The organism is Klebsiella sp. GG_Kp146 (assembly GCF_040061975.1).
Lineage (GTDB): Bacteria > Pseudomonadota > Gammaproteobacteria > Enterobacterales > Enterobacteriaceae > Klebsiella > Klebsiella quasipneumoniae.
On record NZ_JBEAHA010000013.1, the window covers coordinates 317,298 to 343,553 of the forward strand.

Below are 26,256 nucleotides of genomic sequence, written 5' to 3' on the forward strand. Positions count from 1 at the left end.
TTTCATCAGAGATATACCCATGGCGCGTCCAAAAACTGCTCAGCCAAACCACTCGCTGCGTAAAGTCGCAGCTGTAGTAGCCACGGCGGTTAGCGGCATGTCTGTCTACGCACAGGCAGCAGAACAACCGAAGCAAGAAGAAACCATCACCGTCGTTGCTGCCCCGGCCGCCCAGGAAAGCGCCTGGGGACCGGCGCCGACCATCGCGGCGAAACGCTCCGCCACGGCGACGAAAACCGATACCCCGATAGAAAAAACGCCGCAGTCTGTGTCGGTGGTGACGCGCCAGGAGATGGAGATGCGCCAGCCGACGACGGTAAAAGAGGCGCTCTCCTATACGCCAAGCGTCTTCTCCACCCGCGGCAGTTCGACCACCTATGACGTGGTCACCATTCGCGGCTTCACCACCTCGACGACCGTCAACACCAACCAGTATCTGGACGGCATGAAGCTGCAGGGGAATAACTACTCTGAAGTCTCCATGGATCCTTACTTCCTGGAGCGCGTGGAAGTGATGCGCGGGCCAACCTCGGTGCTGTACGGCAACAGCAACCCGGGCGGTATCGTCAGCATGGTCAGCAAACGCCCGACCACCGAGCCGCTGAAAGAAGTGCAGTTTAAGATGGGCACCGACAATCTGTGGCAGACCGGGTTTGACTTCAGCGACGCCATTGATGATGCCGGCGTCTGGTCCTACCGCCTGACCGGCCTGGGCCGCAGCCAGGATGCCCAGCAGCAGATGGCGAAATCGACCCGCTACGCGGTGGCGCCCTCCTTTAGCTGGCGTCCGGATGATAAAACCGACTTCACCTTCCTGAGCAACTTCCAGAATGATCCGGATGCGGGCTACTACGGCTGGCTGCCGCGCGAAGGCACCGTGGTGCCGTATTACGACGCCAACGGTAAGGCGCATAAGCTGCCGACCGATTTCAACGAAGGCGAGGCGGATAATAAAATCTCCCGCCGCCAGAAGATGGTGGGCTACAGCTTCTCCCATCAGTTCGATGACACCTTTACCGTGCGGCAGAACCTGCGCTATGCCGATGTGCATACGCTCTATCGTTCGGTGTACGGCAACGGCTATGTCGCGCCGGGCTACATGAATCGCGCCTATGTGCGATCCGACGAGCACCTGAACACCTTCACCGTCGATACTCAGCTGCAGTCTGATTTCGCCACCGGCGCGGTTAGCCATACCCTGCTGACCGGCGTGGACTACTCGCGGATGCGTAACGATGTGGATGCCGACTACGGGACGGCGGATCCCATCAGCATGAACAATCCGCAGTACGGCAACCCGAATATTCAGGTCACCTTCCCGTACGCGGTGCTCAACCGGATGGAGCAGACTGGCCTGTACGCGCAGGATCAGATGGAGTGGGATAAATGGGTGATGACCCTGGGCGGCCGTTACGATTACGCCACGACCTCAACGTTAACCCGCGCCACCAACAGCCTGGCGGAGAACCACGACCAGCAGTTCAGCTGGCGCGGCGGCATCAACTACCTGTTCGATAACGGTATCTCTCCGTACTTCAGCTACAGCGAATCGTTTGAACCGGTATCGGGCGCCAGCAGCAGCGGTAAGCCGTTCGATCCGTCGCGCGGTAAGCAGTATGAAGCCGGCGTGAAATATGTGCCGAAAGATATGCCGGTGGTGGTCACCGCGGCGGTCTATCAGCTGACCAAAGACAAGAACCTGACGGCGGATCCGGCTAACCAGGCGTTCAGCATCCAGACCGGCGAAATCCGCTCCCGTGGCCTTGAGCTGGAGGCGAAGGCGGCGGTGAACGCCAATATTAACGTCACCGCAGCCTACAGCTACACCGATGCGGAGTACACTCACGATACAGTGTTCAACGGCAAACGTCCGGCGGAAGTGCCGCGTAACATGGCCTCCCTGTGGGCGGATTATACCTTCCACGAAACCGCGCTGAGCGGTCTGACGATTGGGGCCGGGGCGCGCTATATCGGTTCAACGGTCAGCTACTACAAAAATGACACCAGCACCGGTAAGAAAAATGATGCCTTTAGTGTGGCCGGTTATGCGCTGATGGATGCGACGGTGAAATACGATCTGGCGCGCTTTGGCCTGCCGGGCTCGTCGGTCGGCGTCAACGTCAACAACCTGTTCGACCGCGAATATGTCTCCAGTTGCTACAGCGAATACGCCTGCTACTGGGGGGCCGGACGTCAGGTCGTCGCCACCGCCACCTTCCGTTTCTAACCACCTACGGGCGCGGTTCGCCGCGCCCTTTATCAGGTTATCGCTATGCAGGAACAGACTCCGCACGCAGAAACCACCTTCGCGCTGGATCGCGTCACTTTCCGTGTGCCTGGCCGCACGTTGCTCCATCCGCTCTCGCTCACCTTCCCGGCCGGAAAAGTCACAGGCCTGATCGGCCATAATGGCTCCGGCAAGTCGACGTTACTGAAAATGCTTGGCCGCCATCAGCCGCCTTCCGCAGGCGATGTGCTGCTGGACGGCCAGCCGCTGGAGAGCTGGGGCAGCAAAGCCTTTGCCCGCAAAGTGGCCTATCTGCCGCAGCAGCTGCCGCCGGCCGAAGGTATGACGGTGCGCGAGCTGGTGGCGATCGGCCGCTATCCGTGGCACGGCGCGCTGGGTCGCTTTGGCGCGGCGGACCGCGAGAAAGTGGAAGAGGCGATTGCGCTGGTAGGGCTGAAGCCGCTCGCCCATCGTCTGGTGGACAGCCTCTCCGGCGGCGAACGTCAGCGGGCGTGGATCGCCATGCTGGTGGCGCAGGATAGCCGCTGTCTGCTGCTCGATGAACCCACCTCGGCGCTGGATATCGCCCATCAGGTTGATGTCCTCGCGCTGGTGCATCGTCTCAGCCAGCAGCGCGGCCTGACGGTGATCGCCGTCCTGCACGACGTTAATATGGCGGCCCGCTACTGCGACTATCTGGTGGCCCTGCGCGGCGGGGAAATGATCGCCCAGGGGACGCCGGTGGAACTGATGCGCAGCGATACCCTGGAACAAATCTACGGCATCCCGATGGGGATCCTGCCGCACCCGGCCGGCGCGGCGCCGGTAAGCTTTGTCTATTAATGATGACCCCGACTCAGATAACCCGACGTCGCCTGCTGACCGCGATGGCGCTCTCGCCGCTGCTGTGGCAGATGCGCGGCGCGCAGGCGGCGAACGTTGACCCGCAGTGTGTGGTCGCCCTGGAGTGGCTGCCGGCGGAGCTGCTGCTGGCGCTGGGCGTCACGCCTTACGGCGTGGCCGATATCCCTAACTATCGCCTGTGGGTGAACGAGCCCGCGCTGCCCGACTCGGTGATCGATGTCGGTTTGCGCACTGAACCCAATCTTGAGCTGCTGACGCAGATGAAACCGTCGTTTATCGTCTGGTCAGCAGGCTACGGCCCGTCGCCGGAGAAGCTGGCGCGTATCGCCCCCGGTCGCGGATTCACCTTTAGCGACGGCAAACGCCCGCTGGCGATGGCTCAGCGCTCGCTGCTGGAGATGGCTGACCTGCTGGGCAAACCGCAGCAGGCTCAGCGCCACCTGGCGGAGTTTGAGGCGCTGATGGCGAACCTGAAGCCGCGCTTTGCCGGACGCGGCGACCGTCCGCTGCTGATGATCTCCCTGCTCGATCCGCGCCACGTTCTGGTGTTTGGCGAAAACTGCCTGTTCCAGGAGGTGCTAGACCGCTTTGGTATTAAAAACGCCTGGCGCGGCGAAGCGGCGTTCTGGGGCAGCGTTAGCGTTGGCATCGACCGGCTGGCGGCGTTTAACGAGGCCGATGTGATCTGTTTTGATCATGGTAACGAGCGGGAGATGACCCAGCTGCAGGCGACCCCGCTGTGGCAGGCGATGCCGTTCGTGCGCGCGGGGCGCTTTCAGCGCGTTCCGGCGGTGTGGTTCTATGGCGCGACGCTGTCGGCGATGCATTTTGCCCGCGTGCTGGCCGAGGCCCAGGGGAGTCCGGCATGAATACGCGTATTTCACCATTAGCCAGTATCCTGCTGGCCGCGCTGCTGGTTGCCGCCTTCGCGTTGAGTATCGTCAATCTCAATGTCGCCTTGCCCTATGCGCAATGGCGGCAGGCGCTGCGGCAGCCGGATAGCGATCAGATTGCCCAGATGCTGTTTCATTACAGCCTGCTGCCGCGGGTGGCCGTTTCACTGCTGGTGGGGGCCGGGCTGGGACTGGTCGGCGTACTGTTCCAGCAGGTGCTGCGCAATCCGCTGGCGGAGCCGACCACCCTTGGCGTCGCCACCGGCGCGCAGCTGGGGATAACGGTCACCACGCTGTGGGCCATCCCTGGCGTGCTGGCGTCGCAGTTTGCCGCGCTGGCCGGGGCCTGTCTGGTGGGTGCGCTGGTGTTTGGCGTCTCCTGGGGCAAGCGTCTGTCGCCGGTAACGCTGATCCTGGCGGGACTGGTGGTCAGCCTCTACTGCGGGGCGCTTAACCAGCTGATGGTGATTTTCCATCACGACCAGCTGCAGAGTATGTTCTTGTGGAGCACCGGGACGCTAACGCAAACCGACTGGAGCGTGGCGCAGCGCCTGTGGCCGCAGCTGCTGGGCGGGGCGATACTCACCCTGCTGCTGCTGCGTCCGCTGACTCTGATGGGGCTCGATGACGGGGTGGCGCGCAACCTGGGGCTGGCGTTGTCTCTGGCGCGCCTCGGCGCCCTGACGCTGGCGATCGTGATGAGCGCGCTGCTGGTCAACGCGGTCGGGATTATCGGCTTTATCGGCCTGTTCGCGCCGCTGCTGGCGAAAATGCTCGGCGCCCGTCGACTGCTGGCCCGGCTGCTGCTGGCGGCGCTGATCGGCGCGCTGCTCCTGTGGCTTTCCGATCAGGTGATCCTCTGGCTGAGCCGGGTATGGCGGGAAGTCTCCACCGGCTCGGTCACCGCCCTGATTGGCGCGCCGCTGCTGCTGTGGCTGCTGCCGCGGCTGCGCAGCATCAGCGCCCCGGTGATGAACGGCGGCGATAACGTGCAGCCTGAGCGCTATCACGTGCAATGGTTTGTTCTCGGGGGCGTCGCGTTGCTGCTGCTGGCGATGAGCGTGGCGCTGGCCTTTGGTCGCGATGCCCACGGCTGGCTGTGGGCTCACGGCGATCTGCTGGAGCAACTGCTGCCCTGGCGCTGGCCGCGGGTGCTGTCGGCGCTGTTCGCCGGGGTGATGCTGGCGGTCGCCGGATGTATTATCCAGCGCCTGACCGGCAACCCGATGGCCAGCCCGGAAGTGCTGGGCATCAGCTCCGGCGCCGCCTTTGGCGTGGTGCTGATGCTGTTCTTCGTGCCTGGCGACGCCTTTGGCTGGCTGCTGCCGGCCGGGAGCCTTGGCGCGGCGGCCACCTTGCTGATCATTATGCTGGCCGCCGGGCGGGGCGGTTTCTCGCCGCATCGGATGCTGCTGGCGGGGATGGCGCTCAGTACCGCCTTCACCATGCTGCTGATGATGCTGCAGGCCAGCGGCGATCCGCGCATGGCGCAGATCCTGACGTGGATCTCGGGGTCGACCTACAGCGCGACGCCGGAGAGGGTGATACGCAGCGGCGCGGTGATGCTGGTCCTGCTGGCGCTGGCGCCGCTCTGTCGCCGCTGGTTAACCATCCTGCCGCTGGGCGGGGAAGCGGCGCGGGCGGTGGGCATGGCGCTGACGTCATCGCGGATTGTTCTGCTGCTGCTGGCGGCCTGCCTGACGGCGGCGGCGACGCTGACCATCGGCCCGCTGAGCTTCGTCGGGCTGATGGCGCCGCATATTGCGCGCATGATGGGCTTCCGGCGAACGCTGCCACATATGGTGATCTCCGGACTGACTGGCGGGCTGCTGCTGGTCTTCGCCGACTGGTGCGGACGGATGATCATGTTCCCGTACCAGATCCCGGCGGGGCTGCTGTCGACCTTTATCGGCGCGCCGTACTTTATCTATTTGCTGAGGAAGCAGAGCCGCTAACGCGTGGCGTTTGCGCGAAAGCACCCGGATAGCGACGCATTGCGCCTTATCCGGGCTACCGGACGGTGCCGTTTTTTGTCGGGTGGCGGCTAACGCCTTACCCGACCTGCGGTCCGTGCCATGGCGAGTATGGTAGGCCGGGTAAGCGGAGCGCCACCCGGCATGCAGGGAGCTTACAGTTTGGCAAATACCCGGCGCGCGGCGTCGATGGTATTGTCGATATCTTCCTCGCTGTGGGCGACGGACATAAAGCCGGCCTCAAACGCTGACGGCGCCAGGTACACGCCTTCCTCCAGCATCAGATGGAAGAAGCGCTTGAAGCGTTCGACGTCGCACTTCACCACGTCCTGATAGCAGGTGACGGTTTCGGCATCGGTAAAGAAGATGCCGAACATGCCGCCGACGTTATTGACCACCAGCGGGATCCCGGCGTCACGCGCCGCATCCAGCAGGCCTTGCGCCAGCTGGTTGGTCAGCTCGGTGAGGGTTTCATGCACGCCCGGCTGCGCCACTTCGCTTAAGCAGGCGAAGCCGGCGGCCATGGCGATCGGGTTACCGGAGAGGGTTCCGGCCTGGTAGACCGGACCGGTGGGCGCCAGCGCGTCCATCACCTCGCGACGGCCGCCGAAGGCGCCTACCGGCATCCCGCCGCCGATGATTTTCCCGAGACAGGTCAGATCCGGCTCCACGCCGTAATAAGCCTGCGCGCCCGCCAGCGCCACGCGGAAGCCGGTCATCACTTCGTCGATGATCAGCAGGGCGCCAAATTCGTCGCACAGCGCGCGCAGGCCCGGCAGGAACTCCGGCTGCGGCGGAATGCAGTTCATATTCCCGGCGACCGGCTCGACGATGATGCAGGCGATATCCTGCGGATACTGCTCGAACGCCGCGCGCACGGAGGCGAGGTCGTTATAGGTGCAGGTCAGGGTATGTTTGGCGAAATCAGCCGGCACGCCCGGCGAGTTCGGCTGGCCGAGGGTCAGCGCGCCGGAACCGGCTTTCACCAGCAGGCAGTCGGCATGGCCGTGGTAGCAGCCTTCGAACTTGATGATCTTGTCGCGGCCGGTGAAACCGCGCGCCAGGCGAATCGCGCTCATGGTGGCTTCGGTACCGGAGTTCACCATGCGCACCATATCCATGGTCGGCACCAGCTCGGTCACCAGCGCCGCCATTTTTACTTCCATTTCGGTCGGCGCGCCAAAGCTCAGGCCGCGGGACGCCGCCTCGATCACCGCGTTGCGGATCGCCGGATGGTTGTGGCCCAGCACCATCGGACCCCAGGAGCCGACATAATCGATATAGGCTTTCCCATCCACGTCATAGAGGTAAGCGCCATCCGCGCGTTCGATAAACAGCGGGGTGCCGCCGACGCCGGTGAAGGCGCGGACCGGCGAGTTAACGCCGCCGGGGATCAGTTCCCGCGCAGCGTGGTACAGATTTTCAGATTTGCTCATGGCCAGGGTCCTGGTTCGTGAAAAATGTTTTATCGGCTATTCTAAGTTATTCCAGGATGGTTATGAAAGTTTTGCCCAATTGAAACAATGTGCCGCAAGGGCATTTTTTTGACGACGCAGCGCGCCGGGGCGGCTAAAATGCCTCTCTCTTCATTTGTATTACCAATAATTGATAATGGCATGAAAGCAGAAACTCCCTCTTTTGAAGCACATCAGTTCGTGCGGGTGCGTCGCGGCGATGCGGTGCGCCGGTTGATTCAGCGCGATAAAACGCCGCTGGCGGTGCTGTTTATGGCGGCGGTGGTCGGCACGCTGGCCGGGCTGGTGGGCGTGGCGTTTGAAAAGAGCGTGAACTGGGTGCAGAACCAGCGGATCGGCGCGCTGGCGCAGGTGGCGGACCACTGGTATCTGGTCTGGCCGCTGGCGTTTATCTTGTCGGCGCTGCTGGCGATGGTCGGCTATTTCCTCGTGCGCCGCTTTGCGCCGGAGGCTGGCGGATCGGGGATCCCGGAAATCGAAGGGGCGCTGGAGGAGCTGCGGCCGGTGCGCTGGTGGCGCGTGCTGCCGGTGAAATTCATCGGCGGCATGGGGACCCTGGGCGCCGGAATGGTGCTGGGACGCGAGGGGCCGATGGTGCAGCTTGGCGGCAACATTGGACGCATGGTGCTGGATATTTTCCGCATGCGCAGTCCGGAAGCGCGGCACACGCTGCTGGCGACCGGTGCGGCGTCGGGGCTCTCAGCGGCCTTTAACGCGCCGCTGGCCGGTATCCTGTTTATCATCGAAGAGATGCGCCCGCAGTTCCGCTACAACCTGATCTCCATTAAAGCGGTTTTTACCGGCGTGATCATGTCGAGCATTGTGTTTCGCATTTTCAACGGCGAGGCGGCAATTATAGAGGTGGGAAAGCTGAGCAATGCCCCGGTGAATACCCTGTGGCTGTACCTGGTGCTGGGGATGCTGTTTGGCTGCTTTGGCCCGCTGTTTAATTTTCTGGTGCTACGCACCCAGGATCTGTTCCAGCGCATTCACGGCGGCAACATCAAAAAATGGGTGTTAATTGGCGGGGTCATCGGCGGGCTTTGCGGCCTGCTGGGGTTGATGCAGCCCTCCGCGGTGGGGGGCGGCTTTAACCTGATCCCCATCGCCGCCGCCGGTAACTTCTCCGTCGGTTTGCTGCTGTTTATCTTTATTGCCCGCGTGGTGACCACGCTGATCTGCTTCTCTTCCGGCGCGCCGGGCGGCATTTTCGCCCCGATGCTGGCGCTCGGCACGCTGCTGGGCACGGCGTTCGGCATGGCGGCTATTCCGCTGTTTCCGTCCTACCATCTCGATGCCGGCACCTTCGCCATCGCCGGCATGGGGGCGCTGCTCGCCGCCTCGGTGCGCGCGCCGCTGACCGGGATTGTGCTGGTGCTGGAGATGACCGATAACTATCAGCTCATTTTGCCAATGATTATTACCTGCCTTGGCGCAACACTACTGGCGCAATTCCTCGGCGGTAAGCCTTTGTATTCGACCATTCTGCAACGTACTCTGGCGAAGCAGGAGGCCGAGCAGGCGGCAAAAGCGCAGCAGGCACCCCGGGAGAAAACTTGAACGATTTACCAGGGTATTAGATAATGGCTCAAAAGGTCCGGTTATTCTTTAACCGGCCGGAAGTATCAATGGGAGCAAAAAATGAGTGATGACGTAGCGTTGCCGCTGGAGTTTACCGAAGCCGCAGCCAATAAAGTAAAACACCTGATTGCGGATGAAGATAATCCGAACCTGAAACTGCGCGTGTATATCACCGGCGGCGGTTGCAGCGGTTTCCAGTATGGCTTCACCTTCGACGATCAGGTGAACGAAGGGGATATGACCATTGAGAAACAGGGTGTCGGCCTGGTGGTTGACCCGATGAGCCTGCAGTACCTGGTCGGCGGCTCTGTCGACTATACCGAAGGGCTGGAAGGTTCACGCTTTATCGTGACCAACCCGAACGCGAAAAGCACCTGCGGCTGCGGGTCCTCGTTCAGCGTTTAAAGCGAGCGCGGCAGGGGGCTTTTTCTCGCAGCGAGAGGGCGCCAACGCTAAAAACGGTAACCTCAGGGTTACCGTTTTGCTTTTATGAACGTCCGTTATCGTCCAGGGCAAATGTCGGCAGCTTCAGGTGCCAGCGGATCGCCGCCAGCCGGATCGCCAGGGTCACCACCATCCCCATCATCGCCGAATTCTCCAGCGGGAGATGGAAGGTGTCGTGCGCGGTGGCGTGGACAATGCCGCCGACAATACAGGCGGTGGCGTAGATCTCGGTGCGCAGAATCATAGGAATTTCGCGCGCCAGCACGTCGCGGATTATCCCGCCGCCAACGCCGGTCACCACCCCCATGCATACCGCTACCAGCGGGCCGCTGCCGGCGAGAAAGGCTTTATTGACGCCGATGCCGACAAACACCGCTAAACCGACGGCGTCGAGCACCGGCAGGATCCATTTCGGCAGCCGGCGCGGCTGGCGGACCAGCAGGATGGTCAGCATGCTGGTGACCATCGCCACCACCAGATCGGTGGGATCTTTGACCCAGAATACCGGGCCATTCGCCAGCGCCATGTCGCGGATGGTTCCGCCGCCCACCGCCGTCACCACGCCTAACACCAGCACGCCAAACGGGTCCATGCGTAATTTTCCGGCCAGCAGAACGCCGGAGATCGCGAAAACGGCCGTGCCAATAATATCCAGCCAATAGACAAGCATCGTTGATTCCCACTGAACATCCGCTTTACCGGATGGTTATTTTACCTGGTCGAGCGCCGCACAAAGTTGTTTGGCGGCGAGGATAATACGTGGGCTTGCGCGTTCAAACCAGTCGCTGTGTAACGCAATCAACGAAATGGTGAGCTGATGTTGCCAAAAGCGCTGCGCCTCGGCGATGCGGCTGGCGTCGCCGGTCACCACAATCGCCTGCGGCTGACGGGCCAGCACCTGTTCGCGGCTCACCTGCGGCCAGGGAACACGGCTGGCGGCAAAGATATTCTCGCCGCCGCACAGCCTCAGCACCTGATCCTGAATCGAGCCGGGGCCGCTGGTGAACAGCGGGGCGGAACCGAACTGCAGGAAGACGCGTTTCTTCGGCGCGCTGGCATAGCGCGCTTTCAGCGCATCGTATTCCTGCTGCATCGCCTGCGCCGCCTGCTGCGCTTTTTCCGGCTGCGGGCTCCACTTCGCCAGTTGACGCAGGGTGGCGATGATCTCTTCGATGGTCGAAGTCTGCACCCAGAGGACGTGGATCCCCAGGGACTGCAGCTGGTTAACCTGACGTTCGGCATTACCGCCGCGCCAGGCCAGCACCAGGTCTGGCTTTAACGCTACGATGCGCTCCAGGTTCATCCCCTGCCAGCTGGCAACCTGCTCAATCGTTTTGGCCTGCGGCGGATAATCGGAATAGCTACTGACGCCGACCGGCGTGATCCCGGCGGCAAAGGCCAGTTCGGTATTGGCGGGGGAGAGGGTGATCACCCGCGGCGCGGCCAGCAGCCACGCCGGGGCGAGTAACAGCAGCGCGGCAAGCGCGAAGGAGAGCGACTTAGCCACGTGCCAGGTTCTGGACCAGATTCTCCACCATCAGGGTGGACTGTCGGGCGGCGACCGCAAGGAACTCCTCAAAGCTGAGGTGAGACTGCTGGTCGGCCACATCGGAGATGGCGCGAACCACCACGAAGGGAACCTTAAAGTTATGGCAAACGTGAGCGATAGCGGTCGCTTCCATTTCCACAGCGATCGCCTGCGGGAAATTATGGCGGATCTTCGCCAGACCGACAGAGCCGTTAATGAAGGCATCGCCGCTGACGATCAGGCCGCGAACGGCATTGAGATCTAACGCGTTAATGCAGCTCTCCGCGGCGGCCACCAGTTTTTCGTCCGCTTTAAAGCCCGCCGGGCAGCCAGGCAGCTGGCCGTACTCATAACCGAAGGCGGTGACGTCGGCGTCGTGGTAGCGCGCTTCATCGGAGACGACGATATCGCCGACCTTCAGCGTCGACGCCAGGCCGCCGGCAGAGCCGGTATTAATGATCACGTCAGGCTGGCAACGCTCCAGCAGCAGGGTCGCGCCCATCGCCGCCGCCACTTTCCCGATACCAGACTTCAGCAGCGCGACGTCAACGCCGTGAAGTTGGCCGGTATAGATTTCGCTCCCGCCAATAGTGATAGTCTGGCGGTTTTCGATTTTGTCGCGCAGAAGGGTAACTTCCTCTTCCATAGCGCCAATAATGCCAATTTTCATAGATTTACTCGCGATGTGTCAGGTTTAGTTGCATAGTCTATCATGCGCTTAAGGGGAAGCGTATTGCTCGCGCGGGAGAGGCTATGGCAAAGATTGATTTTCGCAACAAGATAAACTGGCGTCGACGCTTCCGTTCGCCGCCGCGTGTCGAGACGGAGCGCGACATCCTGCGGATCTTCGAAAGCGATCGGGGACGGATCGTCAACTCGCCGGCCATCCGTCGCTTACAGCAAAAAACTCAGGTCTTCCCGCTGGAGCGCAACGCGGCGGTGCGTACCCGTCTGACCCACTCGCTGGAGGTGCAGCAGGTGGGGCGTTACATCGCCAAAGAGGTACTGAGCCGGCTGAAAGAGCAGAGGCTGCTGGAAGAGTATGGCCTGGAAGAGCTGACCGGGCCATTCGAGAGCGTCGTGGAGATGGCCTGCCTGATGCACGATATCGGCAACCCGCCGTTTGGCCATTTTGGCGAGGCGGCGATTAACGACTGGTTCCGCCAGCGTCTGGCGCCCGGCGATGCGCTCGGGCAGCCGCTGACCGACGATCGCTGTGAAGTGCAGGCATTACGCCTGCAGGAGGGGGAAACGTCGCTTAACGCGCTGCGCCGCAAAGTGCGCCAGGATCTCTGTTGCTTTGAGGGCAACGCCCAGGGCATTCGTCTGGTCCATACGCTGATGCGCATGAATCTGACCTGGGCGCAGGTCGGCTGTATTCTGAAATATACTCGTCCGGCGTGGTGGTCCGAGGCGACGCCAGCCAGCCACAGTTATTTAATGAAGAAGCCTGGCTACTATTTAGCCGAAGAGGAGTATGTGGCGCGCCTGCGTAAAGAACTGGATCTGGCGCCTTACAATCGGTTCCCATTAACCTGGATTATGGAAGCCGCGGATGACATCTCATATTGCGTCGCGGATCTCGAGGACGCGGTGGAAAAACGTATTTTCAGCGCTGAGCAGCTTTATCAGCATCTTTACGACGCCTGGGGCAGCCATGAAAAAGGATCGTTATTCTCGCAGGTGGTGGAAAATGCCTGGGAGAAATCACGAGCCAATTCCCTGAAGCAGAGCGCGGAAGATCAGTTTTTTATGTATTTGCGGGTGAACACGCTGAATAAGCTGGTGCCCTACGCGGCGCGCCGATTTATTGACAACCTGCCGGCCATCTTTACGGGTGACTTTAATCATGCGCTGCTCGAGGACGACAGCGATTGCAGTCAGCTGCTGGAGCTTTATAAAAATGTGGCGATGAAACAGGTGTTTAGCCATCCGGATGTCGAGCAGCTGGAATTGCAGGGCTACCGGGTGATCAGCGGCCTGCTGGATATCTATCAGCCGCTGCTGAAATTATCACTGCAGGATTTCAGCGAATTAGTGGCGCAGGAGCGGGTACGGCGTTTACCCATTGCCTCCCGGCTGTATCAGAAACTTTCAACCCGCCACCGGCTGGCCTATGTGGAAGCGGTAAATAAGCTCGCGCGCACAGCGCCTGAATTTGCGCTGATGGAATACTATTATCGCTGCCGTCTGATTCAGGATTATATCAGCGGGATGACGGATTTATATGCGTGGGATGAATATCGACGACTGATGGCGGTGGAATAGGCTGGAGTTTTGTAAAGATGGACAATAAATTTTTACTTTTTCCAGAAACTTAATTCCGGAACTTAGCGCTATAAAATGACTCTGATAGTCACGTACACAGCAACTTTCGTTTTCTGATATTGAGATTGAAACTGATGAAAAAAACCACGTTAGCAATGAGTGCACTGGCTCTGAGTTTAGGTCTGGCATTGTCCCCGCTCTCTGCGAGCGCGGCGGAAACGGCATCTTCGGCCACTAACGCGCAGCAGATGCCAAGCCTGGCCCCGATGCTGGAGAAAGTGATGCCGTCGGTGGTGAGCATTAACGTTGAAGGTAGCACCACCGTTAATACCCCACGGATGCCGCGTAACTTCCAGCAGTTCTTTGGCGATAACTCGCCGTTCTGCCAGGATGGTTCTCCATTCCAGAGTTCGCCGTTTTGCCAGGGCGGCGGACAGGGCGGTCAGCCTGACGGCGGCCAGCAGCAGAAATTCATGGCGCTGGGCTCCGGCGTGATTATTGATGCGGCCAAAGGGTATGTGGTGACCAACAACCACGTCGTGGACAACGCCACCACGATTAAGGTCCAGCTGAGCGATGGTCGTAAGTTTGATGCCAAAGTCGTGGGTAAAGACCCGCGCTCTGATATCGCGCTGATTCAGATTCAGGATCCGAAAAACCTGACGGCAATTAAGCTTGCCGACTCTGACGCGCTGCGCGTCGGCGACTACACCGTGGCTATCGGTAACCCGTTCGGTCTGGGCGAAACCGTGACCTCCGGGATTGTTTCCGCGCTGGGTCGTAGCGGCCTGAACGTGGAAAACTACGAAAACTTTATCCAGACCGATGCGGCGATTAACCGCGGGAACTCCGGCGGCGCGCTGGTGAATCTCAACGGCGAGCTGATCGGCATCAACACCGCCATTCTGGCGCCGGACGGCGGCAACATCGGTATCGGTTTTGCTATCCCGAGCAACATGGTGAAAAACCTGACCGAACAGATGGTGAAATATGGCCAGGTGAAACGCGGCGAGCTCGGCATCATGGGCACCGAACTGAACTCTGAGCTGGCGAAAGCGATGAAAGTCGACGCCCAGCGCGGCGCCTTCGTCAGCCAGGTGATGCCGGGGTCGGCGGCCGCGAAAGCGGGCATTAAAGCCGGCGACGTGATCACCTCCCTCAACGGGAAGGCGATCAGCAGCTTCGCCGCGCTGCGTGCTCAGGTCGGCACCATGCCTATCGGCAGCAAGGTTGAGCTTGGCCTGCTGCGCGATGGCAAACCGGTGACCGTCACCGTCGAACTGCAGCAGAGCAACCAGACCCAGGTTGACTCCAGCACCATCTTCAACGGGATTGAAGGGGCGGAAATGAGCAACAAGGGTCAGGACAAAGGCGTGGTGGTCAATAATGTGAAAGCCGGCACCCCGGCGGCGCAGATTGGCCTCAAGAAAGGCGACATCATTGTCGGGGCCAACCAGCAGCCGGTGAAAAACATCGCCGATCTGCGGAAAATCTTCGACGCCAAACCGTCCGTGCTGGCGCTGAACATTCAGCGCGGCGACGCCTCCATCTACCTGCTGCTGCAGTAATCGTCAGCGCTTGATCCCAGCCCCTTCCCTCGCCGAGGGCAGGGGCTTTTTTTCGTTCTGTGACCGCTTCCACAACTCCACATATCTCATCCGGGCTTCGGGCATATGCACAATGCAGCAGGGCGACGACTCTTTTATGCTGGTGCCCTGCAAAGGGGAGGATTACATGGCTGGCTGGCATCTCGATACCAAAATGGCGCAGGATATTGTGGCGCGGACGATGCGCATCATCGATACCAACATCAACGTGATGGATGCCCGCGGGCGGATTATCGGCAGCGGCGATCGGGAAAGGATTGGTGAATTGCACGAAGGCGCGCTGCTGGTGCTTTCCCAGGGGAGGGTGGTGGATATCGACGACGCGGTGGCTCGCCATCTGCACGGGGTGCGCCAGGGCATTAACCTGCCGCTGCGCCTGGAGGGGGAGATCGTCGGGGTGATCGGCCTGACCGGCGAGCCGGAGTCGCTGCGAAAATATGGCGAGCTGGTGTGCATGACGGCAGAGATGATGCTGGAGCAGTCGCGACTGATGCATCTCCTGGCGCAGGACAGCCGTCTGCGCGAAGAGCTGGTGATGAACCTGATTCAGGCGGAAGAGCATACCCCGGCGCTGAACGAATGGGCTCAGCGATTAGGCATCGACCTGAATCAGCCGCGCGTGGTGGCGATGATTGAGGTGGACAGCGGCCAGCTCGGCGTAGACAGCGCGATGGCGGAACTACAGCAGCTGCAGAACGCGCTGACCACGCCCGATCGCCATAATCTCGTGGCCATTGTCTCGCTCACGGAAATGGTGGTGCTGAAACCGGCGCTGAACAGCTTTGGCCGCTGGGACGCCGACGATCACGTCCGGCGCGTCGAGCAGCTTATCGCCAGGATGAAAGAGAATGGCCAGCTCCGTTTCCGCGTGGCGTTGGGCAACTTCTTCACCGGCCCCGGGAGTATCGCCCGCTCTTACCGTACCGCTCGCACGACGATGATGGTGGGCAAGCAGCGGATGCCGGAGAGCCGCTGCTATTTCTATCAGGATTTGATGCTGCCGGTGCTGCTTGACAGCCTGCGCGGCGGCTGGCAGGCCAATGAGTTGGCTCGTCCGCTGGCGCGTCTCAAGGCGATGGATAACAACGGACTGCTGCGGCGAACGCTGCAGGCGTGGTTTCGCCATAATGTGCAGCCGCTGGCGACGTCGAAGGCCCTGTTTATTCATCGGAATACGCTGGAGTACCGGTTGAATCGTATTTCGGAGCTGACGGGGCTGGATCTTGGCAGCTTTGACGACCGGCTGCTGCTGTATATCGCGCTGCAGCTGGATGAACAACGCTAAGGCGTGAAGGTAAAAAAATGCCGGGTAGCGACTCGCCATACCCGGCCTGGACGATGCATGCTGTCGGTAGCGGTTTGATACCGCCAGCCCGGTCAGGCGACGCGCCGCCGGGGATGCGCTTACTTACGGGTGAGCTTTTCCAGATCGGCTTCGATTTCGCTGATCTTATTGGTGACCACGCTTTCCAGATGGCGTAAATCGTCGAGGATTTTACGCTTGAGATCGATTTCAGTGCGATCGCGCTGGCAGATCTGATCCAGCTCATCGATGACGTAGCGCAGATTGGGGCTGATCTCCTGGACCTCTTTGTAGCCCTGGCCGACGCCGTCGGCGACGACGGTTTTGCGCTGACGCGGATATTTGAACTTCACGCTCTTGGCGAAGAATTCGCCTTTGTCTTTCTGAAAATAGATTTTCAGAATGTCGTTGTTAGCTTCCTGCCGCAGGCTATAGCGATCGATCTCATCAGGGTTGGTAATGCCAAGACTTTTCAGATTATCGTACATAACGGTACCTTTGATAGCATCATAACCATTGAATAATTAACGAAAAAATCCATTCTCGCCAGCATCAAATATCAAAAAAGCGGGATATCTCCCGCTTTTTATTTGCTTTAGTCGATGGTGCGCAGCAGTTCGTTAATGCCGACCTTGCCGCGAGTTTTAGCATCGACTTTCTTCACGATCACTGCGCAGTACAGACTGTATTTACCATCTTTCGACGGCAGGTTGCCTGACACCACTACCGAGCCAGCCGGCACGCGGCCGTAGAAGACTTCGCCGGTTTCTCGATCGTAGATTTTGGTGCTCTGACCCAGGTAAACGCCCATGGAGATCACGGAGCCTTCTTCGACAATCACCCCTTCAACTACTTCAGAGCGCGCGCCGATGAAGCAGTTGTCTTCGATGATGGTCGGGTTCGCCTGCAGCGGCTCCAGTACGCCACCGATGCCGACGCCGCCGGACAGGTGAACGTTTTTACCGATCTGCGCGCAGGAGCCGACGGTGGCCCAGGTGTCAACCATGGTGCCTTCGTCAACGTAGGCGCCGATGTTAACGTAGGACGGCATCAGCACGGTGTTGCGGGCGATAAACGCGCCCTGGCGCACCGCTGCCGGCGGCACCACGCGGAAACCTTCTTTCTGGAAACGCGCTTCGTCATAGTCAGCGAATTTCATCGGTACTTTATCGAAGTAGCGGCTTTCCGCACCATCGATAACCTGGTTATCGTTAATACGGAAAGAGAGCAGTACCGCCTTCTTCAGCCACTGATGCGTCACCCACTGACCGTCGATCTTCTCAGCGACGCGCAGCGCGCCGGAATCCAGAAGGGCAATAACCTGGTTAACCGCTTCGCGGGTCACGGTATCCACATTGGCCGGCGTGATGTCGGCGCGACGCTCAAAGGCGGACTCAATAACGTTCTGTAACTGCTGCATTGTTTCTTTCCATTCACTAAAAAAAATACGTCACCCTTTATCGTTTGGATTGAGGGCCGCTGTCAACCGTTGTTGCACTTCTTGTTGCAGCTCATTATTAAGGGCACGCCGGTCGGCGGTAGCGATTATAAATAAATCTTCTACTCGCTCACCAATTGTCGTAATTCGCGCCCCGTGAAGCGAAATTCCGAGGTCGGCGAACACCTGACCGACGCGGGCGAGCAGCCCGGGCTGGTCAAGGGCAATCAGCTCGAGAAACGATTTGCGATCGGTATGGGTCGGCAGGAAATTCACCTCGGTGTCAACCGAAAAATGACGCAGCTTTGCCGCCTGACGACGGGGCGCCGGGGGCTCCCAACTGCGCTGGGTGATGGTCTGTTCCAGACCCTGGCGGATCGCCTCGTGGCGGTCGGCGGACAGCGGACTGCCGTCAGGCTCAAGGACGATAAAGGTATCCATCGCCATGCCGTCGCGGGTGGTGAAGATCTGCGCGTCGTGGACGCTGAGGTTGCGACGGTCCAGTTCGCCACACACCGCGGCGAACAGGTAAGGGCGATCCGGGCTCCAGATAAAAATCTCCGTTCCGCCGCGAGTGGCCTGCGAGCTCAGGAGGATCATCGGCTTATTCAGATCGTGGCGCAGCAGGTTGCGGGCGTGCCAGGCGAGCTGCGTCGGCGTATGTCGTACGAAATAGTTGGCGCGGCAGCGGTTCCAGATTTGATGCAGCGCCTCTTCATTAATATTGTCCATCCGCAGCAGGGCCAGCGCCTGCAGCTGATGATGACGCACCCGTTCGCGCATGTCCGGGGTGCTTTGCATGCCGCGACGCAGCTGTTTTTCAGTGGCGAAATAGAGTTCGCGCAGCAGGCTCTGCTTCCAGCTGTTCCACAGGGTTTCGTTGGTGGCGCAGATATCGGCGACGGTCAGGCACACCAGATAGCGCAGGCGATTTTCCGTTTGCACCTCCTCGGCGAACTGCTTAATCACCTCCGGATCCTGAATATCGCGCCGCTGGGCGGTGACCGACATCAGCAGGTGGTGACGCACCAGCCAGGCGACCAGCTGCGTTTCACGGGAGTTCAGCCCGTGCAGTTCGGCAAATTTCAGCACATCCTGTGCGCCGAGGATCGAGTGGTCGCCGCCGCGCCCTTTGGCGATGTCGTGGAACAGGGCGGCGATTAAAATCAGCTCCGGGTGCGTTAAGCGCGGCCACAGTTCCACGCACAGCGGGTGGCGGCTACGGGTCTCTTCTTTAGCAAAGCTCTCCAGCTTGAGCATCACGCGGATGGTGTGTTCATCGACGGTGTAGGCGTGAAACAGGTCGAACTGCATCTGGCCGACGATATGGGACCACTGCGGCATATAGGCCCACAGCACGCTGTGACGATGCATCGGCAGCAGTCCGCGACTCACTGCCCCCTGATGGCGCAGCATGCTGAGAAAGAGCGTGCGCGCCTCCGGGATATAGCACAGCGGCTGGGTCAGATGGCGGCGGGCGTGGCGCAGATGGCGCAACGTCGTGGAGTAGATGCCGGTGATGGTGCTGTTGCGCACCATGATATAAAACATGCGCAGAATGGCCTGCGGCTCGCGAATAAACAGCGTATCGTCACGCAGATCGATCAGCGTGCCGCGCAGCTGGAAATCATCATCGATCGGGCGCGGTTTTTCATCCTCGGTCAGGGCGAGGATGGCCTCTTCAAACAGCTGCAGCAGCATCTGGTTCAGCTCGCTTACCCGGCGGGTGACGCGGAAGAAGTCCTTCATCATATGCTCAATCGGCTGGTTGCCGTCGCCTTCATAGCCGAGCCGCCGGGCGACGCTGAGCTGGCGGTCGAAAAGCAGGCGGTTGTCATAGCGAGTGAGTTCGAGATGCAGCGCGAAGCGGATACGCCACAGCTGGTGCAGACACTCGTTGAGCTCATTGCGCTCGGCCTCGGTCAGAAAGCCGAAGCCGACCATCTCATCCATCGAGGTGGCGCCGAAATGGCGGCGAGCCACCCACTGTAGCGTATGGATATCGCGCAGGCCGCCGGGGCTGCTTTTCACGTCCGGCTCGAGGTTATAGCTGGTGCCGTGATAGCGCTGATGACGGACGTTCTGCTCTTCGACTTTCGCGGCGAAGAACTTTTCTGATGGCCAGAAGCCGTCGCTAAAAATATGTTTTTGCAGTTCAAGGAACAGCGCGACGTCGCCGATCAGCAGGCGCGATTCGATTAAGTTGGTGGCGACGGTGAGATCCGAAAGCCCTTCCAGCAGACACTCTTCGAGAGTGCGCACGCTGTGGCCTACCTCCAGTTTGACGTCCCACAGCAGCGTCAGCAGTTCGCCGACCTTTTGCGCCTGGTCGTCCGGCAGCTTTTTGCGGCTGAGGATCAGCAGATCGACGTCAGAGAGCGGATGCAGCTCGCCGCGGCCATAGCCGCCGACAGCCACCAGCGCCAGGTCGCAGACGGATTCAAAGCCGCAGGCGATCCACAACCGCTGCAGCAGCTGGTCGATAAATTCGGTGCGCGCCGCAATGAGCTGCTCCGCGGCGATACCGGCGTCAAACGCCTCGCCCAGCCAGTGCTGAAAGGTATCGATGTGCGCCTTAATTGCAGCACAGTTCAGATCGCCCTGCGGCCAGCTCACCGGAGGTTCCGGCGGGATGGGCAGAAGGGGGGAGGCTGTGTCAGGTAATGAGTTGCTCATCGCGTCACCATAAGAAAAAACTATCTAATAAAAAAGCCGGCGGGCGCCGGCTTTTCATCATTCATCGTGCGAGATTATCGCCGGGATGGTGTCATCCTTACGTAGCGTCAGAATTTCGCAGCCGTTGTCTGTCACCACAATAGTATGCTCGTACTGCGCAGACAAGCTCCGGTCTTTGGTTTTCACCGTCCAGCCGTCTTTCATGCTGCGGATCTCTTTTTTACCGGCGTTGACCATCGGCTCGATGGTGAAGGTCATGCCTGGTTTGAGCACGACGTTGGTTTCCGGCGAGTCGTAGTGCAGCACCTGCGGCTCTTCATGGAAGCCGCGGCCGATGCCGTGACCACAGTATTCGCGAACCACGGAGAACCCTTCCGCTTCCACATATTTCTGGATCGCCGCGCCGATGGTGCGCAGGTTGATGCCCGGCTTCACCATCTTCAGCGCCAGGTACAGACTTTCCTGAGTGATGCGGCACAGGCGCTCGCCGAGAATCGTCGGTTTGCCAACGATAAACATTTTGGAGGTATCGCCATGGAAATCATCTTTAATGACGGTCACGTCGATATTCACGATATCGCCATCTTTCAGCAGCTTGCCGTCGTCAGGGATACCGTGACAGACCACTTCGTTGACCGAAATGCAGACGGATTTCGGATAGCCGTGATAGCCGAGACAGGCGGAAATGGCCTTCTGCTCGTTAACGATATAGTCGTTACAGATACGGTCCAGTTCGCCAGTGCTGACGCCCGGCTTAACCCAGGGTTCGATCATTTCCAGCACTTCAGCGGCCAGACGACCGGCAACGCGCATTTTTTCAATATCTTCAGATGTCTTAATAGAGATAGCCATGGAGTATGTCCAGCAGTGTCGATATTTTCGACAATAATAGAGTAAGTCCTGTCAATGGTAACAGTCCGGGCAGGCTGGTGCCAAACTGAGAATCATTAACAGCACGTGACGTCAACAAGAGTTGGTGTCTGGATGGATTTTGTGATATAAAGCGCGCCGGACTTCCGTTCCATCTCAGATACACAAGGATGGGACGTAAGCGACATCGCTCACTTTGTGTAATAACACACACGTATCGGCACATATTCCGGGGTGCCCTTCGGGGTCGGTAATATGGGATACGTGGAGGCATAACCCCAATTTAATCTATAGAGGTTTTAAACATGGCAACTGTTTCCATGCGCGACATGCTCAAGGCTGGTGTTCACTTCGGTCACCAGACCCGTTACTGGAACCCGAAAATGAAGCCGTTCATCTTCGGTGCGCGTAACAAAGTTCACATCATCAACCTTGAGAAAACCGTACCGATGTTCAACGACGCTCTGGCTGAACTGAACAAGATCGCTGCTCGTAAAGGTAAAATCCTTTTCGTTGGTACTAAGCGCGCTGCAAGCGAAGCGGTAAAAGACGCTGCTCTGAGCTGCGACCAGTTCTTCGTGAACCATCGCTGGCTGGGCGGTATGCTGACTAACTGGAAAACCGTTCGTCAGTCCATCAAACGTCTGAAAGACCTGGAAACTCAGTCCCAGGACGGTACTTTCGACAAGCTGACCAAAAAAGAAGCGCTGATGCGTACTCGTGAGCTGGACAAGCTGGAAAACAGCCTGGGCGGTATCAAAGACATGGGCGGCCTGCCGGACGCACTGTTCGTTATCGACGCTGACCACGAGCACATCGCTATCAAAGAAGCAAACAACCTGGGCATCCCGGTATTTGCTATCGTTGATACCAACTCTGATCCGGACGGCGTAGACTTCGTTATCCCGGGTAACGACGATGCAATCCGCGCAGTAAGCCTGTACCTGGGCGCTGTTGCTGCTACCGTTCGTGAAGGTCGCTCTCAGGACCTGGCTTCTCAGGCGGAAGAAAGCTTCGTAGAAGCTGAATAATAAGGTTTAAGCCCTTATTAGTACCGTGTATGAATAGGGGCCCATTACCGGCCCCTTTTTTCAATTTACGCTGTTTGGCCGTTGGCCGGGCAGTATCCACATCTCCCGAGGATTTTAGAATGGCTGAAATTACCGCTTCCCTGGTAAAAGAGCTGCGCGAACGTACTGGCGCAGGCATGATGGATTGCAAAAAAGCGCTGACTGAAGCGAATGGCGACATCGAGCTGGCAATCGAAAACATGCGTAAATCCGGCGCGATCAAAGCGGCGAAGAAAGCAGGCAACGTGGCTGCTGACGGCGTGATCAAAACCAAAATCGAAGGCAACTACGGTTACATTCTGGAAGTTAACTGCCAGACTGACTTCGTTGCTAAAGATGGTGGTTTCCAGGCATTTGCTGACAAAGTACTGGACGCCGCTGTTGCGGGTAAAATCTCCGACGTTGAAGTTCTGAAAGCGCAGTTCGAAGAAGAACGTGTTGCCCTGGTTGCTAAAATCGGTGAGAACATCAACATCCGTCGTATCGCTGTTCTGGAAGGCGACGTTCTGGGCAGCTACCAGCACGGTGCGCGCATCGGCGTTCTGGTTGCCGCTAAAGGCGCTGACGAAGAGCTGGTTAAGCAGCTGGCAATGCACGTTGCCGCAAGCAAGCCGGAATTCGTTAAGCCGGAAGACGTGTCTGCTGAAGTGGTAGAGAAAGAGTACCAGGTTCAGCTGGACATCGCGATGCAGTCCGGTAAGCCGAAAGAAATCGCAGAGAAAATGGTTGAAGGCCGCATGAAGAAATTCACCGGCGAAGTTTCTCTGACTGGTCAGCCTTTCGTCATGGAGCCGAGCAAATCTGTTGGTCAGCTGCTGAAAGAGCACAACGCTGACGTGACTGGCTTCATCCGCTTTGAAGTGGGCGAAGGCATCGAGAAAGTTGAGACTGACTTTGCAGCAGAAGTTGCTGCGATGTCCAAGCAGTCTTAATTTTTACAAGGAGCCGCCTGAGGGCGGCTTCTTTTTGCGCCCATTTTGTAAATTCAGCCAACTGCTTATAGTGACCGCGCTGAAATGCGACATACAATGTCGCCGGAATTCTCACATCTCATTCGTTGACAGTCTCAGGAAAGAAACATGGCTACCAATGCAAAACCCGTCTACAAACGTATTCTGCTGAAATTAAGTGGCGAAGCGCTGCAGGGCTCAGAAGGCTTCGGTATTGATGCAAGCATACTTGACCGCATGGCTCAAGAGATCAAAGAGCTGGTTGAGCTGGGTATTCAGGTTGGCGTAGTAATTGGTGGCGGTAACCTGTTCCGTGGTGCTGGTCTGGCGAAAGCGGGTATGAACCGCGTTGTGGGCGACCACATGGGCATGCTGGCTACGGTTATGAATGGCCTCGCGATGCGCGATGCGCTCCACCGCGCCTATGTGAACGCTCGTTTGATGTCCGCCATTCCGCTGAACGGCGTGTGCGACAACTACAGCTGGGCAGAGGCGATCAGCCTGCTGCGCAACAACCGCGTGGTGATCCTTTCCGCGGGTACCGGCAACCCGTTCTTTACCACCGATTCCGCAGCCTGCCTGCGCGGGATTGAAATTGAAGCCGATGTGGTGCTGAAAGCCACCAAGGTTGACGGCGTATTCACCGCCGATCCGGCCAAAGATCCTTCCGCCACGATGTACGATCAGCTGACCTACAGCGAAGTGCTGGAAAAAGAGCTGAAAGTGATGGATCTGGCGGCCTTCACCCTGGCGCGTGACCATAAATTGCCGATTCGCGTCTTCAACATGAACAAACCTGGCGCGCTGCGTCGCGTGGTGATGGGCGAAAAAGAAGGCACATTGATCACGGAATAATTCCCGTCAGCGCCAAATCCGGGTAAGATTCCGCTTTACTTTCGCGGGGATATTACCCGGTGATTTTCATTAAATCTGACTATACTTAGCTCATTTTCCGACGGGTGCCCCGTCTGGTCTGACTGAGACAAGCTTTCAAGGATTCGTAACGTGATTAGCGATATCAGAAAAGATGCTGAAATCCGCATGGAAAAATGCGTCGAAGCATTCAAAAACCAAATCAGCAAAATTCGCACGGGTCGTGCTTCTCCGAGCCTGCTGGACGGGATTGTTGTTGAATACTACGGTACGCCGACCCCGCTGCGCCAGCTGGCCAGCGTCACCGTCGAAGACTCCCGTACCCTGAAAATCAACGTCTTTGACCGTTCTATGTCCGCGGCTGTTGAAAAAGCGATCATGGCGTCCGACCTCGGTCTGAACCCAAGCTCTGCCGGTAGCGATATTCGTGTTCCGCTGCCGCCGCTGACCGAAGAGCGTCGTAAAGATCTGACCAAGATCGTGCGTGGTGAAGCTGAGCAGGCGCGCGTTGCCGTACGTAACGTTCGCCGCGACGCCAACGACAAAGTCAAAGCGCTGCTGAAAGAGAAAGAGATCAGCGAGGATGACGATCGCCGTTCTCAGGACGACGTGCAGAAAATGACTGACGCCGCCATCAAGAAAGTTGACGCGGCGCTGGCAGACAAAGAAGCGGAACTGATGCAGTTCTGATGCTCTGCCCTTACTCGGGCCTGACAGCGTCTGGCCTGAGTAAAATCCGAAACGCCGTACAGAAGACTGTACGCTCAATTCTCGGGATTGCGTTGCGACCGCTGGCCTTGTAGCCTTTAGCGCTAAGTTGAAGGCCTGATGCCGCCGTCTTATCCCTGATAATTGCTGCGTAGGGGCTTGCTGGCGGCGTTTTGCTTTTTATTCTGTTTCCACTCTTCTGGACGTCTCATGAAGCAATTAACCGTTCTCGGTTCGACCGGCTCCATTGGCTGTAGCACGCTGGACGTGGTACGCCATAATCCCGGTCGCTTTTCCGTCGCCGCGCTGGTCGCGGGGAAAAACGTTGACCGTATGGTTGAACAATGCCTTGAATTTACCCCCCGTTACGCCGTGATGGACGATGCGCAAAGCGCTGAGCGGTTGCGCACCCGTCTGCAGGAACATGGCTGCCGTACCGAGGTGCTGAGCGGCCAGCAGGCGGCTGCAGAGGTCGCGGCGCTGGAGGAGGTCGATCAGGTGATGGCGGCTATCGTCGGCGCTGCGGGTCTGGTGCCGACGCTGGCGGCGATCCGCGCCGGAAAAACGGTGTTGTTAGCGAATAAAGAGTCGCTGGTGACCTGCGGTCGCTTGTTCATGGAGGCGGTTCAACGGTCGGGGGCGCGATTGCTGCCGGTCGATAGCGAACATAACGCGATTTTTCAGAGTATGCCGGAGACAATTCAGCAGCATCTGGGATACGCTGACCTGGCGCAGAACGGCGTTTCGTCCATTCTGCTGACCGGCTCGGGCGGGCCTTTCCGCGAGACAGCGGTAGCTGAACTGGCGGCGATGACGCCGGATCAGGCCTGCCGTCATCCCAACTGGTCGATGGGACGCAAGATCTCCGTCGACTCCGCCACGATGATGAACAAAGGTCTGGAATATATTGAAGCGCGCTGGCTGTTTAACGCCTCGGCCCGGCAGATGGAGGTCCTTATCCATCCGCAGTCGGTGATCCACTCGATGGTTCGCTATCAGGACGGCAGCGTGCTGGCGCAGCTTGGGGAACCGGATATGCGCACGCCGATCGCCCATACCATGGGCTGGCCGCAGCGGCTGAACTCTGGGGCTAAGCCGCTGGACTTCTGTCAGCTGAGCAATCTGAGCTTCTCCGCGCCAGACTATACGCGGTATCCGTGCCTGAAGCTGGCGATGGAGGCGTTTGACGTTGGCCAGGCGGCGACCACCACGCTGAATGCGGCCAATGAAGAGTCGGTTGCCGCGTTTCTGCAGGGCGATATCCGCTTTACCGATATTGCGGCGGTTAACCTGGCGGTGCTGGATAAGATGAACCTGCTGGAGCCGCAAAGCATTGATGACGTTCTGGTTATCGACGCTGAGGCCCGCGCGGTTGCTCATCAACAGCTGAAGCGGTTGGTCACCCAGGCGTAACGCGGTGATATTTGTGGGCGCAAAGCTTCAGTGATATAGTCTGCGCCACCCGATCGTTGCATTTTGTTGTTGAAGATTACGGTGGCCGTGGCAAA

Annotated in this window: 22 protein-coding genes; 14 read left to right on the top strand and 8 right to left on the bottom strand. The window is 59.0% G+C overall.

Annotated features, from left to right (window positions below; translation table 11 throughout):
* The first annotated feature begins 19 nt into the window (after positions 1-19).
* Genes fhuA through fhuB form a run of 4 tightly spaced genes read left to right on the top strand, consistent with a single transcriptional unit; the run spans position 20 to position 5,939 of the window.
* A complete protein-coding gene (gene fhuA, locus ABLU95_RS15960) occupies positions 20-2,227 on the top strand; it encodes a ferrichrome porin FhuA (RefSeq protein ID WP_032452784.1) in 2,208 nt (735 codons plus the stop codon).
* Positions 2,228-2,272: 45 nt separating this feature from the next.
* Complete coding sequence (gene fhuC / locus ABLU95_RS15965; RefSeq protein ID WP_086075010.1) at positions 2,273-3,070, top strand: Fe3+-hydroxamate ABC transporter ATP-binding protein FhuC; 798 nt, start codon at positions 2,273-2,275, stop codon at positions 3,068-3,070.
* Complete coding sequence (gene fhuD / locus ABLU95_RS15970; protein WP_348879931.1) at positions 3,070-3,960, top strand: Fe(3+)-hydroxamate ABC transporter substrate-binding protein FhuD; 891 nt, start codon at positions 3,070-3,072, stop codon at positions 3,958-3,960. The genes fhuC and fhuD overlap by 1 nt, the downstream gene beginning before the upstream one ends.
* Positions 3,957-5,939 (top strand): Fe(3+)-hydroxamate ABC transporter permease FhuB, encoded by a 1,983-nt coding sequence (gene fhuB, locus ABLU95_RS15975; RefSeq protein WP_086075008.1) that lies wholly within the window; start codon positions 3,957-3,959, stop codon positions 5,937-5,939. The genes fhuD and fhuB overlap by 4 nt, the downstream gene beginning before the upstream one ends.
* A 173-nt stretch (positions 5,940-6,112) precedes the next feature.
* Here the strand turns inward: fhuB and hemL are convergent, their stop codons facing one another.
* A complete protein-coding gene (hemL, locus tag ABLU95_RS15980; RefSeq protein ID WP_017900647.1) occupies positions 6,113-7,393 on the bottom strand; it encodes a glutamate-1-semialdehyde 2,1-aminomutase in 1,281 nt (426 codons plus the stop codon).
* Between the two features lie 180 nt (positions 7,394-7,573).
* On the opposite strand from hemL, the gene clcA reads away from it, so the two are divergent.
* Positions 7,574-8,992 (top strand): H(+)/Cl(-) exchange transporter ClcA, encoded by a 1,419-nt coding sequence (gene clcA, locus ABLU95_RS15985; RefSeq protein ID WP_348879932.1) that lies wholly within the window; start codon positions 7,574-7,576, stop codon positions 8,990-8,992.
* Positions 8,993-9,073: 81 nt separating this feature from the next.
* A complete protein-coding gene (gene erpA / locus ABLU95_RS15990; protein WP_002889275.1) occupies positions 9,074-9,418 on the top strand; it encodes an iron-sulfur cluster insertion protein ErpA in 345 nt (114 codons plus the stop codon).
* A gap of 82 nt (positions 9,419-9,500) precedes the next feature.
* Here erpA and ABLU95_RS15995 read toward each other — a convergent pair whose 3' ends face one another.
* The 3 genes from ABLU95_RS15995 to mtnN are packed head-to-tail and all read right to left on the bottom strand — an operon-like array spanning position 9,501 to position 11,655.
* A complete protein-coding gene (locus tag ABLU95_RS15995; protein ID WP_023292038.1) occupies positions 9,501-10,127 on the bottom strand; it encodes a TRIC cation channel family protein in 627 nt (208 codons plus the stop codon).
* Positions 10,128-10,163: 36 nt separating this feature from the next.
* A complete protein-coding gene (btuF, locus tag ABLU95_RS16000; RefSeq protein ID WP_023292039.1) occupies positions 10,164-10,964 on the bottom strand; it encodes a vitamin B12 ABC transporter substrate-binding protein BtuF in 801 nt (266 codons plus the stop codon).
* The gene (mtnN, locus tag ABLU95_RS16005) at positions 10,957-11,655 is read right to left on the bottom strand and encodes a 5'-methylthioadenosine/S-adenosylhomocysteine nucleosidase (protein WP_023292040.1); all 699 of its coding nucleotides are present in this window, start codon (positions 11,653-11,655) and stop codon (positions 10,957-10,959) included. The genes btuF and mtnN overlap by 8 nt, the downstream gene beginning before the upstream one ends.
* 83 nt (positions 11,656-11,738) lie before the next feature.
* Between mtnN and dgt the strand changes: the two genes are divergently transcribed.
* The 3 genes from dgt to cdaR all read left to right on the top strand — a co-directional run bounded on the left by dgt (position 11,739) and on the right by cdaR (position 16,145).
* The gene (dgt, locus tag ABLU95_RS16010) at positions 11,739-13,253 is read left to right on the top strand and encodes a dGTPase (RefSeq protein ID WP_087776506.1); all 1,515 of its coding nucleotides are present in this window, start codon (positions 11,739-11,741) and stop codon (positions 13,251-13,253) included.
* A 134-nt stretch (positions 13,254-13,387) separates the two neighbouring features.
* Positions 13,388-14,821 carry a serine endoprotease DegP gene (gene degP / locus ABLU95_RS16015; protein ID WP_023292042.1) on the top strand — a complete coding sequence of 478 codons (1,434 nt, stop codon included), beginning with the start codon at positions 13,388-13,390 and terminating at the stop codon, positions 14,819-14,821.
* 166 nt (positions 14,822-14,987) lie between these two features.
* Positions 14,988-16,145 (top strand): DNA-binding transcriptional regulator CdaR, encoded by a 1,158-nt coding sequence (gene cdaR / locus ABLU95_RS16020; RefSeq protein ID WP_023292043.1) that lies wholly within the window; start codon positions 14,988-14,990, stop codon positions 16,143-16,145.
* 119 nt (positions 16,146-16,264) lie between these two features.
* Here cdaR and ABLU95_RS16025 read toward each other — a convergent pair whose 3' ends face one another.
* The 4 genes from ABLU95_RS16025 to map all read right to left on the bottom strand — a co-directional run bounded on the left by ABLU95_RS16025 (position 16,265) and on the right by map (position 21,129).
* Positions 16,265-16,651 (bottom strand): DUF3461 family protein, encoded by a 387-nt coding sequence (locus ABLU95_RS16025; RefSeq protein WP_002889292.1) that lies wholly within the window; start codon positions 16,649-16,651, stop codon positions 16,265-16,267.
* A gap of 107 nt (positions 16,652-16,758) precedes the next feature.
* Entirely contained in the window at positions 16,759-17,583 is an 825-nt protein-coding gene (dapD, locus tag ABLU95_RS16030; RefSeq protein ID WP_002889295.1) for a 2,3,4,5-tetrahydropyridine-2,6-dicarboxylate N-succinyltransferase, read from the bottom strand.
* A 30-nt stretch (positions 17,584-17,613) separates the two neighbouring features.
* Positions 17,614-20,277 (bottom strand): bifunctional uridylyltransferase/uridylyl-removing protein GlnD, encoded by a 2,664-nt coding sequence (gene glnD, locus ABLU95_RS16035; RefSeq protein ID WP_087776504.1) that lies wholly within the window; start codon positions 20,275-20,277, stop codon positions 17,614-17,616.
* 57 nt (positions 20,278-20,334) lie between these two features.
* The gene (gene map / locus ABLU95_RS16040; RefSeq protein ID WP_004204446.1) at positions 20,335-21,129 is read right to left on the bottom strand and encodes a type I methionyl aminopeptidase; all 795 of its coding nucleotides are present in this window, start codon (positions 21,127-21,129) and stop codon (positions 20,335-20,337) included.
* Between the two features lie 323 nt (positions 21,130-21,452).
* On the opposite strand from map, the gene rpsB reads away from it, so the two are divergent.
* The 5 genes from rpsB (at position 21,453) to ispC (ending at position 26,161) form a co-directional block, all read left to right on the top strand.
* Positions 21,453-22,178 (top strand): 30S ribosomal protein S2, encoded by a 726-nt coding sequence (rpsB, locus tag ABLU95_RS16045; protein WP_004204447.1) that lies wholly within the window; start codon positions 21,453-21,455, stop codon positions 22,176-22,178.
* Positions 22,179-22,297: 119 nt separating this feature from the next.
* Positions 22,298-23,149 (top strand): translation elongation factor Ts, encoded by an 852-nt coding sequence (tsf, locus tag ABLU95_RS16050; protein WP_004151930.1) that lies wholly within the window; start codon positions 22,298-22,300, stop codon positions 23,147-23,149.
* Positions 23,150-23,296: 147 nt separating this feature from the next.
* Positions 23,297-24,022, top strand: coding sequence for a UMP kinase (pyrH, locus tag ABLU95_RS16055; protein ID WP_002889306.1), 726 nt, complete (start codon positions 23,297-23,299; stop codon positions 24,020-24,022).
* A 150-nt stretch (positions 24,023-24,172) separates the two neighbouring features.
* Entirely contained in the window at positions 24,173-24,730 is a 558-nt protein-coding gene (frr, locus tag ABLU95_RS16060; protein ID WP_002889308.1) for a ribosome recycling factor, read from the top strand.
* A 228-nt stretch (positions 24,731-24,958) separates the two neighbouring features.
* Complete coding sequence (gene ispC, locus ABLU95_RS16065) at positions 24,959-26,161, top strand: 1-deoxy-D-xylulose-5-phosphate reductoisomerase (protein ID WP_044521082.1); 1,203 nt, start codon at positions 24,959-24,961, stop codon at positions 26,159-26,161.
* Positions 26,162-26,256: the final 95 nt, after the last annotated feature.

Coding starts and splice junctions, on each gene's coding strand:
- fhuA (WP_032452784.1), top strand. CDS start 20: ATGGCGCGTCCAAAAACTGCTCAGCCAAACCACTCGCTGCGTAAAGTC.
- fhuC (WP_086075010.1), top strand. CDS start 2,273: ATGCAGGAACAGACTCCGCACGCAGAAACCACCTTCGCGCTGGATCGC.
- fhuD (WP_348879931.1), top strand. CDS start 3,070: ATGATGACCCCGACTCAGATAACCCGACGTCGCCTGCTGACCGCGATG.
- fhuB (WP_086075008.1), top strand. CDS start 3,957: ATGAATACGCGTATTTCACCATTAGCCAGTATCCTGCTGGCCGCGCTG.
- hemL (WP_017900647.1), bottom strand. CDS start 7,393: ATGAGCAAATCTGAAAATCTGTACCACGCTGCGCGGGAACTGATCCCC.
- clcA (WP_348879932.1), top strand. CDS start 7,574: ATGAAAGCAGAAACTCCCTCTTTTGAAGCACATCAGTTCGTGCGGGTG.
- erpA (WP_002889275.1), top strand. CDS start 9,074: ATGAGTGATGACGTAGCGTTGCCGCTGGAGTTTACCGAAGCCGCAGCC.
- ABLU95_RS15995 (WP_023292038.1), bottom strand. CDS start 10,127: ATGCTTGTCTATTGGCTGGATATTATTGGCACGGCCGTTTTCGCGATC.
- mtnN (WP_023292040.1), bottom strand. CDS start 11,655: ATGAAAATTGGCATTATTGGCGCTATGGAAGAGGAAGTTACCCTTCTG.
- dgt (WP_087776506.1), top strand. CDS start 11,739: ATGGCAAAGATTGATTTTCGCAACAAGATAAACTGGCGTCGACGCTTC.
- degP (WP_023292042.1), top strand. CDS start 13,388: ATGAAAAAAACCACGTTAGCAATGAGTGCACTGGCTCTGAGTTTAGGT.
- cdaR (WP_023292043.1), top strand. CDS start 14,988: ATGGCTGGCTGGCATCTCGATACCAAAATGGCGCAGGATATTGTGGCG.
- ABLU95_RS16025 (WP_002889292.1), bottom strand. CDS start 16,651: ATGTACGATAATCTGAAAAGTCTTGGCATTACCAACCCTGATGAGATC.
- dapD (WP_002889295.1), bottom strand. CDS start 17,583: ATGCAGCAGTTACAGAACGTTATTGAGTCCGCCTTTGAGCGTCGCGCC.
- glnD (WP_087776504.1), bottom strand. CDS start 20,277: ATGAGCAACTCATTACCTGACACAGCCTCCCCCCTTCTGCCCATCCCG.
- map (WP_004204446.1), bottom strand. CDS start 21,129: ATGGCTATCTCTATTAAGACATCTGAAGATATTGAAAAAATGCGCGTT.
- rpsB (WP_004204447.1), top strand. CDS start 21,453: ATGGCAACTGTTTCCATGCGCGACATGCTCAAGGCTGGTGTTCACTTC.
- tsf (WP_004151930.1), top strand. CDS start 22,298: ATGGCTGAAATTACCGCTTCCCTGGTAAAAGAGCTGCGCGAACGTACT.
- pyrH (WP_002889306.1), top strand. CDS start 23,297: ATGGCTACCAATGCAAAACCCGTCTACAAACGTATTCTGCTGAAATTA.
- ispC (WP_044521082.1), top strand. CDS start 24,959: ATGAAGCAATTAACCGTTCTCGGTTCGACCGGCTCCATTGGCTGTAGC.